General features: G+C 42.0%; 11 protein-coding genes. 7 read left to right on the top strand and 4 right to left on the bottom strand.

The genetic code is table 11. The annotated features are described in order from the left end of the window. Positions 1-248 precede the first annotated feature (248 nt). From CFE23_RS14670 to CFE23_RS14650, 5 genes are all read left to right on the top strand, one after another. Complete coding sequence (locus tag CFE23_RS14670) at positions 249-833, top strand: non-canonical purine NTP diphosphatase (RefSeq protein ID WP_291089538.1); 585 nt, start codon at positions 249-251, stop codon at positions 831-833. 188 nt (positions 834-1021) lie between these two features. After that, the gene (locus CFE23_RS14665; RefSeq protein ID WP_291089535.1) at positions 1022-2944 is read left to right on the top strand and encodes a DEAD/DEAH box helicase; all 1923 of its coding nucleotides are present in this window, start codon (positions 1022-1024) and stop codon (positions 2942-2944) included. Positions 2945-3030: 86 nt separating this feature from the next. Next, positions 3031-3801, top strand: coding sequence for a carboxypeptidase-like regulatory domain-containing protein (locus CFE23_RS14660; RefSeq protein WP_291089532.1), 771 nt, complete (start codon positions 3031-3033; stop codon positions 3799-3801). 104 nt (positions 3802-3905) lie between these two features. Next, complete coding sequence (locus CFE23_RS14655) at positions 3906-4400, top strand: hypothetical protein (RefSeq protein WP_291089528.1); 495 nt, start codon at positions 3906-3908, stop codon at positions 4398-4400. Positions 4401-4438: 38 nt separating this feature from the next. Then, positions 4439-5137, top strand: a complete 699-nt coding sequence (locus tag CFE23_RS14650) for a hypothetical protein (protein WP_291089525.1) — start codon at positions 4439-4441, stop codon at positions 5135-5137. Here CFE23_RS14650 and CFE23_RS14645 read toward each other — a convergent pair. Further along, the gene (locus CFE23_RS14645; protein WP_291089522.1) at positions 5124-5798 is read right to left on the bottom strand and encodes an RNA methyltransferase; all 675 of its coding nucleotides are present in this window, start codon (positions 5796-5798) and stop codon (positions 5124-5126) included. The two genes, CFE23_RS14650 and CFE23_RS14645, sit on opposite strands and share 14 nt — an antisense overlap. Positions 5799-5857: 59 nt before the next feature. On the opposite strand from CFE23_RS14645, the gene CFE23_RS14640 reads away from it, so the two are divergent. Then, positions 5858-6547: an NAD-dependent deacylase gene (locus CFE23_RS14640; protein WP_291089519.1), complete on the top strand. Its 690-nt coding sequence runs from the start codon at positions 5858-5860 to the stop codon at positions 6545-6547. A 30-nt stretch (positions 6548-6577) separates the two neighbouring features. Here CFE23_RS14640 and CFE23_RS14635 read toward each other — a convergent pair whose 3' ends face one another. The 3 genes from CFE23_RS14635 to CFE23_RS14625 are packed head-to-tail and all read right to left on the bottom strand — an operon-like array spanning position 6578 to position 11327. Further along, complete coding sequence (locus tag CFE23_RS14635) at positions 6578-7786, bottom strand: T9SS type A sorting domain-containing protein (protein WP_291089516.1); 1209 nt, start codon at positions 7784-7786, stop codon at positions 6578-6580. Between the two features lies 1 nt (position 7787). Beyond that, positions 7788-10283, bottom strand: coding sequence for a hypothetical protein (locus CFE23_RS14630; RefSeq protein ID WP_291089513.1), 2496 nt, complete (start codon positions 10281-10283; stop codon positions 7788-7790). A gap of 3 nt (positions 10284-10286) precedes the next feature. Beyond that, the gene (locus tag CFE23_RS14625; RefSeq protein ID WP_291089510.1) at positions 10287-11327 is read right to left on the bottom strand and encodes a right-handed parallel beta-helix repeat-containing protein; all 1041 of its coding nucleotides are present in this window, start codon (positions 11325-11327) and stop codon (positions 10287-10289) included. 132 nt (positions 11328-11459) lie between these two features. On the opposite strand from CFE23_RS14625, the gene CFE23_RS14620 reads away from it, so the two are divergent. After that, the coding region (locus CFE23_RS14620) for a two-component regulator propeller domain-containing protein (RefSeq protein ID WP_291089507.1) at positions 11460-13270 on the top strand (1811 nt) is incomplete at its 3' end.

Raw genomic sequence — 13270 nt, 5'->3', positions numbered from 1 at the left:
AGGAAAGCGATGGACACACTGAGTGAAGCAGCGAATGAACGGAGTGAAGCAATGGACGCGCGGAGTGAAGCGATGGACGCCCGGAGTGAAGCAGGAAAAGACCGGAAGGAAACGACGATTTTTCGGACGGAAATATTGAGTTAACGGAGGACTTCCTCCGGCAAGCGGAAGGATAATCGGGGCCGTTACCCATCAACACCAACGGGTCTTAAAAATTTATGGCTAAATTTACGCCTTAAAATTACGCTATGAAACTCGTTTTCGCTTCATCCAACAAAAACAAAATTGCCGAAATCCAGGCGATGCTCCCACCCCATTTCAAAATCCTAAGCCTTGAAGACATCGGCTGTACCGAAGAGATTCCCGAAACCGCCGACACGATTGAAGGCAACGCGATCCTGAAAGCCGACTATGTTACTGAGAAATACGGTTATGACTGCTTCGCCGACGATTCGGGACTGGAAGTGAGCGCGCTGGACGGTGCCCCGGGCGTGTATTCGGCACGGTATGCCGGCGAACAGAAAAACGCGATGGACAACATGCAAAAGCTGTTGGAAGCGTTAGCAACGGAAAACGACCGCAGCGCGCAGTTCAAAACCGTGCTCGCGTTAAACCTGAATAATGAAAAGCACTTGTTTCCCGGTATACTCAGGGGAACCATTACCAATACGATGCGCGGCACCAACGGATTTGGCTATGATCCGATTTTCCAGCCGGAGGGTTATGAGCGAAATCTTGCAGAATTCACAATGGAAGAAAAAGCGGCGATCAGCCACCGTGGGATTGCGGTAAAACAACTGGTATCATTTTTGGAAGCCTTACAAAAACCGTAAGTTTCTGGACTGAAATCTTTTAACACGGTCGCTTTTCAGCAGTGCAAAACGCAAAGCCCGGTACGATCTGTTTCAAGAAGTCTGCTATATTGCTGATTTTCAATAATTAATAAATCAACAATTCTGGTAGGCATATTAGTTATTGCGAAATATTAGCAGTACTTTTGCAAAATATTTTAAAATACTTTATGAATAAATTTGAACAATTAGGATTGAAAGAATCGCTGCAACGTGCGATTATCGATCTAGGATTTGAGAATCCGACCGAAGTGCAGGAAAAAGCGATTCCACTCTTATTGGAACAAGACACAGATTTAGTTGCGTTGGCTCAGACAGGGACAGGGAAAACAGCAGCTTTTGGTTTTCCGCTGATCCAGAAAATTGATGCCGACAACAGAAATACACAGGCGTTAATCTTATCACCTACCCGCGAACTTTGTTTGCAGATTACAAACGAGATTAAGAATTACTCGAAGTACGAAAAAGGGATCAATGTCGTGGCGGTTTATGGAGGCGCGAGCATCACCGAACAGGCACGCGACATCAAACGCGGCGCACAAATCATTGTGGCTACACCGGGAAGAATGCAGGACATGATCAACAGGGGTCTTGTAAACATCAAGCAAATCGATTTTTGTATCCTTGATGAGGCCGATGAGATGCTGAACATGGGCTTCTATGAAGACATCGTTTCCATTTTATCCGACACACCAGAAGGAAAAAGTACCTGGCTTTTCTCTGCGACAATGCCTGCTGAAGTGGCGCGCATCGCGAAAAAATTCATGGAAAACCCATTGGAAATTACTGTGGGCGCCAAGAATTCGGGCTCGGCTACCGTGTCCCATGAGTTTTACATGGTGAATGCACGTGACCGTTACGAAGCGTTGAAACGTTTGGCTGATGCGAACCCGGATATTTTTTCGGTGGTATTTTGCCGTACAAAAAGGGATACGCAACAAGTCGCTGAAAGGCTGATTGAGGACGGATACAATGCCGCTGCTTTGCACGGAGATTTGTCACAGGCACAACGGGATTCCGTAATGAAATCGTTCCGTGGCCGTCAAATCCAGATGCTTGTCGCTACGGATGTTGCCGCACGTGGTATCGACGTTGACAATATTACGCACGTGGTAAACTACCAGCTTCCTGACGAAATTGAAACCTACAACCACCGTTCCGGAAGAACAGGACGTGCCGGTAAACTGGGAACTTCGATTGTGATTGTGACCAAAAGTGAACTGCGTAAGATCTCTTCAATCGAAAGGATCATCAAGCAGAAATTTGAAGAGAAAACAATCCCATCCGGAATTGAAATCTGTGAAATCCAGTTGTTACACCTGGCCAACAAGATTAAGGATACGGAGGTAGACCACGAGATTGACAACTATCTTCCGGCAATCAACAATGTACTGGAAGGGCTTTCAAAAGAAGAACTGATTAAGAAAATGGTATCGGTGGAATTCAACCGATTCATCAATTATTATAAGAAAACGCGTGATCTTTCTGCACAATCTGCAGGAAAACGTGAGGACAGGGAACCACGCGAGAGCAATGGCGGGGCTGTGCGTTACTTCGTGAATATCGGATCAAGAGATGATTTCGACTGGATGCAGTTGAAAGATTTCCTTAAGGAAACATTAGACCTCGGCCGTGACGATGTATATAAGGTAGACGTTAAAGAAGGATTCTCATTCTTCAATACCGATCCTGAACATACTGATAAGGTAATGGAAATCCTGAATAATGTCACCCTTGGCGGGCGACGCATTAATGTGGAGATTTCTAAAAACGACGGCGGCGGACGCAGGGACCACAACGGAAGAAGTTCCGGTGGTGGATTTGGCGGAGACCGTGGTGGCAGAAGTTTTGGTGGCGGAGATCGTGGCGGAAGAAGTTTCGGTGGAGATCGTGGGGGAAAAAGCTTCGGTGGCGGATTCAAGAGCGACAAACCAGCGCCAAGATTTTCCTCTGACCGGGCAGCGACGAGCGAGAGTAACTTCAGCAGGTCTGAAACGCCAAGAAGAGAAGGAAAATTCACTTCGGAAAAAGCACCAAGACGTTCTGAGAGCTTCAGCGACCAGTCGAGACCGAAGCGTCCAAGGAAAAGCTAACCCGATTTGTTAATTTTCCCATAATTTATATGGAAACTGCAAAATATCATGAGAGTTTTATTACTTTTAAACCGCTTAAAACGGGTATGAGATATTTTGCAGTTTTCTTTTTTTTCATCGCAACACTTGCAGTTTCCGCTCAGGAAAAACAGCAGGAGCAGGTGGTCAGTGGGACCATCTTAAACGACAATACGCTCGCGCCGATGTCGAATGTGAATATCATTAACATCAACAAGGTGAAGGGTACCGTTTCCGATGATAAGGGAAGTTTCCAAATCACCGTCAGTGTAAACGATACGTTGCATATTTCATTCCTTGGGTTTAAATCCATTAAGGTCCGTGTGACAAACGACTGGATCAAAAACAAAACCACAACCATACAGATGACGGAAAAGGCTTATGCTTTGGAAGAAGTCGTTGTGCGTCCTTATAATCTGACGGGCTACCTTGAAATTGATGCCAAATTGATTCCGGTAAAGGAAAATTACCGTTACAGTATCTCAGGACTTAATGCGGCTTACGAAGCTGGCGATGCGTATTCCCCGAATGCTTTTGGGCGTGTGTTGGGCTCTATATTCAACCCTGCGGATATGCTTTATAACTTTTTCGGCAAAAAGCCCACGGAACTTCGCAGGCTTAAAGAAATGAAGAAGGACGATGCCGTTCGTAATGCGCTTGAAACCCGATTTGACCGTGAAACCATCGCGGTACTGCTTGGCGTAAGCAAAGAGGAAATTGGCGAAATTATGTCAAGGTGTAACTATTCCGAACAATTTGTCAAAACGGCCAATGACCTGCAAATCATGGATGCCATTAGCGCTTGTTATGAGGAATATAAAATTCTCAAGAAAAAATAGCCTTCCGGTTTAGCTGATTTCCGGGTTTTCCAATTCTTTTTCGTCTTTACGTCCGTTTTCACGCAACGTTTTCCTTTTTATGTGTCTTTAGAAAAATCCTCCCTATGAGAAAAATTACTTTTATACCGCTATTCCTGTTTTTAACGTTGTCGCTTCAGGGTTGCTGGACCTGGAAAATTGAAGACAACCGGGAATCTGCTTACGAGCCGGTAGTGATGAATCGTACCGATTTTGAGCAAGCCGTAAAAATGAAAGTACAGGAAAACACCATCAAAGCGGGCAAAATCTATATCAAAGACAATTTACTTTTTATCGCCGACGTAAATCGCGGTTTTCACATATACAACTATTCGAACCCTGCAAATCCCTCGAAAATAGGTTTCCTCAACATTCCGGGCGCAACAGACGTTGCCATTCGTGATAATATCCTGTACATCAACCAGGCAGTTGATTTGGTGGCGATTGAATATGATCCGATACAAAACCGCATACAGGTTACGAACCGGACAAGAAACGTTTTTCCACAAAAGATCTCTCCTGACGGATTTACTTATGAAAATAGTTCAGCAAACAAAATTGTAACCGACTGGAAAGAATAATTATGAGAAAATACATCTTACTTTCGATAATGGCCCTAATGTTAATTAACTGCTCGAGCGATGACGCATCATCCGGCTTGAATTCCGGCGATGGGCAGGGCGGGTCACTGGCTACATTTGTACTGAAAGGCAACTACCTTTATGCCGTTGACGATTCAAAAATAAACGTATTTTCACTGATTAACAGCCAGACTCCGGTTCAGGTCAATAATGTGCCCGTGGGCTTTAGGGTGGAGACGCTTTCCGCGCAGGACAATTACCTTTTTGTGGGTTCTCAGACGGGAATGTTCATTTACAGCCTGGATAATCCTGAAAACCCTGTATTGATTTCATTGGCACAGCATTTCACTTCGTGCGACCCGGTCATTTCAAACGGCCCGCTGACATTTGTATCATTGCATTCCAATACGGTTTGCGGTGGTAGTATCAATGTCGTTGAAATTTATAACACTGTTGACGTGTACAATCCGTTGTTGCTGACTTCTATCAACTTAATCGAACCTAAGGGTATCGGATTATACGGCCATTACCTTTTTGTATGTGATGATATTGTAAAGATCTTTGATATCCAAAATCCAATGGCCCCTGTTTTCGTGAAGTCAATTAACGTCGCCAGCCACGATGTCATTATCAAGGGCAATGATCTTTTTGCCATAGGCAACGGTGGACTATACCGATATGAGTTGCATCCTAATGATATTAATGATATCACTGAGAAGAGTACTATTGACTTTTAATACGGCCTTGTTCTTCATAGTAACGCGCTTCGATGCGTTTGATGTCCTTAATTGAATTTCTGGACCATTCGAGCCGTTTTTCCAGATATTCCGCTTCTGACAGGTTCCAGTTTACGTTCGATTTCCTAAGCCTTTCCGTAATATTCTGGATAATAATTGCCGCTGAAACGGAAATATTGAGGCTTTCGGTAAAACCAACCATAGGAATTTTAAGGAAACCATCGGCTTCACGCAGTACTTCTTCTGAAAGCCCGTTGATTTCTGTACCAAAGAAAAAAGCGCTTTTTTGGGAAACATCAAAATCTTCCATCAGGCAGTCGTCTTTATGAGGCGTCGTTGCGATGATCCTGTAGCCTTGTGACCGTACCTTCGCTATACAATCTTCGATACTTTCATACCGATTGATGTCGACCCACTTCTGTGCGCCCATCGCAATTTGCTTGTCGACCCGTTTGCCGTATTTCTCTTCGATTACGTGCAGGTTCTGTATGCCGAAAACCTCACAGCTGCGCATCACGGCACTGGTGTTGTGCAATTGAAACACATCCTCAATGGCGATTGTAAAATGGTTGGTTCGGTTTGCGAGAATCTTCAGGAATTTCTCCTTTCGATTGTCCGTCAGGAACCCTTCAAGATAGTCCAGATAAGCGGTATCGGCCATAACTATTTTTTTGCCAAAAATAATAAAAAGCTTAGTTTTATAGGGCGATTTAAATTGATATGGAAAAGAAAAAAATAGTTGTGCTCAGTGGCGCGGGCATCAGTGCTGAAAGTGGCATTAAAACATTCCGTGATTCGGACGGACTGTGGGAAGGCCACGATATCTTGGACGTAGCGACGCCTGACGGTTTTCGTAAGAATCCGAAATTGGTCCTTGATTTTTACAACCAGCGCCGCAGGCAGCTTCACGAAGTCCAACCCAACAAAGGCCATCTGATCCTGGCGGAGCTCGAGGCATATTTTGATGTCCATATCGTTACCCAAAACGTAGACAACCTGCATGAACGTGCCGGCAGCTCGAAGGTGTTACACCTGCACGGAGAATTGTTTAAGGTAAGAAGCGTCAGAAACCAGCATCTTATCTTAGACTGGGAGAAAGACCTCTTATTAGGTGACACGGATCCGAATGGCCACCAGCTTCGCCCGCATATTGTTTGGTTTGGTGAGGAAGTTCCAGCTTTGGAAGAAGCCGCGCAGATTGCCATGGAAGCGGATATTTTTATTGTAATCGGTACATCATTGCAGGTATATCCCGCGGCGGGTTTGATCTCCTTTACATCATCTCATGTTCCTGTTTATTATGTTGATCCGAAGCCGGCGCAGATTCCGGACGTACGGAATCCTTTGGAAATTATTGCTGAAGTGGGTTCGGAGGGAATGGAAATCCTGAGACGGAAACTTCTTAAATAACAACAGATGTTTTAGATGCTTGTCCTGACCTTAATCCTTTATGATTTTTACGGTTTTACTGCCATGAGCCGTTTTTACCAGCAAGAAATAAACTGCGTTGGGTAATTCATGTACTCCGATTTGACATTTAGAACCGCCTCCAGCTTCGCTTTTGACCAAACGTCCCAGTACGTCGTAAAGGGAAAGGGATTTTATTTCGGAATCGGGAATTTCAATGTGGACAATTCCGTTTGCAGGGTTGGGGTATATGTTGACAGAATCATCGGCAAGTGTATTTCCAATTCCCAAAGCCCCCTCATTTGTCATGAATAGATAGAAAAACTCTGCCCTGTTGCTGTCTCCGTAATGGTATGCTATTTTGATGATATCATCGCCAACGGTAAGCGGCAGGTACGTAATTTCATTATCCTGAATTGTTGCGGTTCCGGATGAATCGTTATTTTGCAGTGAAATCAGATGTACCGAAGGTGGGAGATTTAAGTTTAATGGGTATGCCTCGCCAATATTTACCTGAAAATCATACGGGGCGATAAAATGACTTTCCAGAATCTTGTCTGCCCTTGTAATTTTCAATGTCTTGAAACCGGCATCCGCATAGGAATAATGCTGTGTATTTGTATAGCTGTCACATTGCAGGTTTGTTGCTGTATTTCCGTCGCCGTAGTCTATGGTAAAAGGGCTGCAATCATTTGTGCTATCCCAAATATTATATTTTACTACCGCCTGTCCGTTGGGTTGTGTCAGCGTGAATAGATTATTCATCAGGTAAGTCGGCGCGGCGCCATTTTGCCTTTGATCACCAACAGTCACCACATTTGAAAAAGTGGCCGGATTCAGAAAATTAAAATCTGTAATATTATTATCGGAAACGATGAGTTTGAAATGCCGCTTGTCTGAAAATGCAAACGTAGAGATGTTTTTGATGTTATTTCCTGCAACATTCAGGATTTGCAAATGTGGTAACGATAATAAAGGCGATAAATCCCTTAACTGGTTGTTTGATAAGTTCAGTTCCCGGACTTTTCCAAGATAGATTACATCATTTACATCACGGATACCCAAACCGCTTAAATCAATTTTCCTGATCGTATCCATTGATGTTGTTGTAAGTATTGCAGTTTCGTTCACATTCAAATGACGCCTGATCCCTGTTTCAAATGCGCTCGATTTGAACTGGATCTGAGCAAAAAAGAGATTTGCAAAACTTAAGAAAACCAGACAATATATTTTTCTACTCATATTAATTAAATTTAACCGTCGCATATTTTTTAATATTTGCAGCATTCCCGCCTGCCTTTTTTGCGTCCAATTCAAAGTCATAATAATTACCTCCGGCCTGCACAAATTCTGAATATTCTGAACTAAAAGGGATTAATGTAATTTTATTATTTGTCCATACAATTTTGATGAAGTATTTATCTAAATTGTCTCCGTTTGGTTCCGGCGTTTTTACGTATAAATTTTCGGTGTCAGCAGGATATGGATTCTGAATGTCGCAAGGGGAAGCTGACGAAGAAGCATTATTGATATTTAAACCGATATATTCAACCGATTTTATCTGACTGATAAAGTCTGTTTTGTTGTAATAAGTCCGCACGCCAAAAAAACTCTGGGTTTTAAGTACCTTAAGCCTGAAAAATGAAGACCCGTTGAAATTGCCTTCGGCATAACCTGCGAAACTCAGATTTTCTATATCCTCTATTTCCTGAATGGCCACATTTGCGACATCCAGGTAAACTTCTAAAAATTTGCACAACACGGTGTTATCGCAAAAGCCCATTAAATTCCTGATGGCTTTCCAGTAGTCTTTTTCATTTTCAGCATTAACCAATGCATTGTAAGTATTGAGTACGTTGATGGTATTAGTAATCTTTTCAATTGCATCGGCAGAAGTTTCTAATCCGTCAGAAACCGATTGGAAGATTTGATTTAACAGCAGGCCATCAGTTCCTGTTTGTGAATCATCCGGCTGTACAAGCAAATTTGTAAAAAACTGTGTTCCCTCCAGAGTTAATTTTAATAAATCCAACGCTTCATGCAGCGTTTGAATATTGGCAATATTGTCAACTGTGATATTGTTATTTTGATTTGCTATACTTTCATTAAGCATCACATCCTGAATTGTGGAATTCAAATTGCCGTCAATCCTGTAGGCCAAAATCTTAAGGCTGTAATCGCCTGGTTGCAAAGCCAGCGCTGATGTTGTAAACTCCAACAAGCGCTCCTGTCCTGCTCCCAGGTTAGAAACCTGCAATTCGTCTATAATCGTGTACGGATTCCAGCCCGCCGAAGCTGTTTTATTCGCAACCAAATGGATCTTGCCACTCCATGCAGTCAATCCGATATTTTTTATCGTTACGCTGGTTTCAAACAATGATTTGTATTGAGGATCCGCGGTTAACGTCATAAAACCAGTGGTTTGCCCTAAAGCAAAAACCTGGGTGTTTTCGATTGGATTTGCTGTGTTTTCAGAGGTACCAATAAAAGCGAGATTCTGCAAAGGTTCATGAATATCATAACCAAAACTATTCACCGCCGCAAAACTAAACCCCGGCTTTGACAAGGTTATATTGCCCTGCGTTCCGTAAAGGATCCCGTCCCGTTTAAACTGTCCTAAATTGCTGTAAACGCTATAGCCGTCATGCGAATATGTGATCAAAACATCGTCGATCCTATTGCCGGCAGCATCGGTTATCATGCCGTTTAAAGTGCCGTACAAAATGGTGTTTGCGGGATTATCCTGAGCATCAATATCACTTTGATTGATGGTTTCATCGGCGGTGTTGCTTGTTAAACCGTTTGGGTTCAGGTAATTTTTTGCTACAACATAATAAGAATGGTTGCCTAACGGTGGGAAATCTGACGCTTCCAGACTTTGAGGATGATGGGAATTTTCTAACGAACTCCAATACTGGCCATCGCGATACAGTAGGTATAATTTGGCATTTTCAACCGAGTTCCACGTCAAATTAATTTTACCTGCCGGCAGCTTTGATGCGGACAAACTGATGGCGCCAACCGGAGCCGGCTCAATCAAATCACCCTGATAATCAGAATGAAAGGAATAGATACTGCTCCAACGATTCGTTCTGTCTTTGTAACGCAAATGAATTGTTTCCTGAACATCAGTATTAATTATCAGTTGCCGAAGATCCAGGTAAAATGAGTTGTTGGTCCCGACAGGAATGATTTGTCTTGCTTCAAAATCATCGTTGAGCCAAAATTCGGCAGAGGAGATCTGGTTATTCCGATTTTCTATCGCATCAATATGGGACGATTGAATCGCCGACCATTGGATGTATTTGCTTTTGAAACGATAGTAAATGGTTTGTGCGTTTGGCTGCCAGTCGATATCTGCTTCCTGATGATCGAGACCATTATTTCCCATAAACTGGGTGGGTAAAACGATGGCCCTATTGGCAAAATCACTGTCAAACCAGTATTCCATTTGTATCAAATAGGCATTTGTATCCTCAGCGTCATGCATTTGCTGCGAATAAACAGCACTCCAATTGCCGTTGCTGTCATTAAACCGAAAATGAATAAAATCATTAATCTGATTGGTATCGTTATCCGGAAATGGAATGCTCAAATCGGTTTCGTCATTGCCATTTACGGTAACTGCCTGCAAAACCCTGTTACCAAAATCATTGCCAAACCAATATTCTACCTGTGTTATCTGCTGCGAAAATGAGCATTGACAAATCAATAAAAATAGAAAGTATATTTTTCTCATCGGTTAATTCGTTTGAGGCACCACTTTCACGCGCAATTTGAACTGTTCGTTCTGAACATCAAGAAAACTGCTGTTTTGCTCTATATTCGGACTGATTGGTAATGAACCGTTCTTCCATGGATACTGGCCTCCGTAAATACCGATATCGGTTCCGTCATCACCAGAGTTATTGCCCTCAAATGTGGGTAACAGCTGGAAATCAAAGGTTGGGTTGAAAGTGAAATCGGCAGCATTTACAAAAACCTCTGTAGCACTTGAGTTGTAATATAATGGGCTTAAATTAGATAAAACTCCATCGCCTAAAGTTGAAGAATTTCCAGAATAAAATACATTATTATTAAAAGTTAAATTTGCCGAACTCGTTGTTACTGTGCCTCCAACTCCCGACCCTGAATAGTAGGAAAAAATACAATTTTTTAAAGTTAAGTTTATACACGAGTTTATGGAGAAGTTACTGCCTACTATGCAATTTTTTATTATTGAATTTTGTAATCCAAAAACTGTATAAATAAAACTATTTGAAATTACACTGTTGTTTAAATATCCTCCGGCCCAATATGGGCTAAAATTAAATCTCAAATTTTCTCTTGCAACGCAATTGGTTATTTGACAATTTGTCCAACTAAAATCAAAATTTCCTGAACCAGCAATCCCGTTAAAATTACACTTTTTAATCACTATATTATTAGCGGTAACTTGAGTTCCACATCTAAAATAACCAGACAAGTAAAAACCTTCAAAAATTGAATTACTACCTTCACTGTTCAATATAAAATCTCCATTTATAATTGTATTCCCATCAACGTGCAAACCATTTTGAAATCCGATACCGATGATGTGAACCGGTTTTTCCAATGATCCTGTATACTCAAAATTTCCACCGGGTAAGTATATTTTATCGCCTGGCTGCGCAATAGCGATCGCATCGTTTAAAGTAGTTGCAATGGCATCAGTTGCGGCACCTTTAATCGCAATGAGCTTTTGCTGTGCGGTGATATTACTAATACATAACACAGCTGACAATAAGGAAAATAGTAGTTTCATTGGTATATTATTTTCGTCAAACCTCTAAAAAAATTTGACATCAAAAAACCGACAAGTCATCAAACCGCCTAAAACTGGCACGAAACCTTTCTCATACCAATTTTAACACAACAAAACATATATTTTTGTAAGATGGTTAGCAGGTTGTTTTTCTTTTTTCTGTCTGTAGGACTATTTGCACAGGACCTTCCGGTGTCTGAAAGCAATGCGTTCATCTATAACTCATTTAATTATGGTAAAGATTTTTTCAACGCAGTAAATCCGATCACCATGGATGCCGACGGTTCTGTCTGGTGTCAGCCTTATATGGGTGAAATCCTGAAAATTAACAATGCTGACGCCAGCGTTGCCGCCGACCTAAACGGACGGAATTACGGCACCCTTGAAAAAGTACTCTGTCTCAATGACTGCGAATACTATTGTACCTCTCAATGCATTCTTGTTGTCAGGGACAAAAAAATAGTCCGGCAAATCAATGTGGCATCGCTAAAAGAAATCACGGCGCAATTCGTATTGGTTCAGGATAAAATTTATTTCGTCAAAGTGAATGCAATCAAAGGCAGAGCATTGGAACTACTGTGCTTCGACGGTACTACGGTCAATATTGTACGCAGATTCCCCGCAGAAACTTTGTCGGTTTTTCAATACACACACAATGGGAAACATTATTTATTTGAAAACCAGATAACGCAATCAACAAGTTATGCGTTTGAGAATAATATGTTCAGGTTGGCTAAAAAATATCTTTTTAATCATAAAATACTCCGCGTCATCGACTTTAAGGATTTAGACAACTTCACCTTTATTGATTTTCAGAACAAGGCTTTTACCTTAAAAAAAGGAGCGATTAAAATTGAACATCCCGACATTCCCTTTCTTATTGTAAGCGACACCATTGCATCGAACGTCTCGGGCAATCAAAAATATATTTATAATTTTATCTCGGATCAATTCATCCCGGTTGCCAATTCCGGAGCCGGTGACACCTTTTTTTCAAAATTGTATTCTGATCAAAGCAACAGCTATTATTGCGGAACGAATACGAATTTTCTACGGCTCTTCCCGCACATCAAAAAGTATCCGCGGCTTTTTTACAATGGCAATTCCAATTCGGTTTTTACTTTACAGCAGGATGGCAAAGGCCAAATATGGGCGGGGAGTTATCAGGCGGCGTTAAGTATCATTACCAATGAAAACAAAGTGGTTCAGGTTAAAGACAACCGAACCAGGTTTTTAAATGGCGGAACCACCTACAAAGACAAAATGCTGCTCCTGGGTGAAAGCAATGGTGGGCTCATTCTTTATGACAACCCAACCAAACACCGGATTATTGCCGACAGCGTGTCTGGCTATTTTACCTATATAAGTAAGGATAAAAAACTTTATCTGGGCACTTCGATGAAAGGGATATGGCACACCGACGTAAGCAGCCTGGACTCGGGAAAGAAAATCAACTGGCACAAAATAAACGAAAAACAGGGACTGGATCTCGAGAATATCCTGACAATTTCAGAAGACCGGTTTGGAAACTTATGGTATGGCAGCGGGCGCGGTATTGGCGTGTATGACATTCAATCACGCCGATGCAGGACGTGGAAAACAGATACCGATAAGAAGGCTTTTGCAGGAACGCGTGCCATACTTCTGGACAGTTACAACACATTATGGATTGGCGCGAGGAACGGCGAACTGCTATTTTACAATGGTAAAAATGCGACTGACTATGCCATGAAAAATTTTATTTCGATAAAACACCCTCTATTTGAAAACGGTAAAGCCATCACATTTATACACCAATGGGACGACTATCTTATCTTGGGCGCATCCGACAAAATCTTACTTTTTAACCTAAAACAATGGCATAAAAATAAAACGGTTTCCGTACGCTATCTTAATCCGATGGAAATTAACCTCAGTAGCGATACCGAGCAAAATACCATTTT

The organism is Flavobacterium sp. BFFFF1 (assembly GCF_002256285.1).
GTDB lineage: Bacteria > Bacteroidota > Bacteroidia > Flavobacteriales > Flavobacteriaceae > Flavobacterium.
This window is presented reverse-complemented; position numbering and strand designations above follow the sequence as displayed.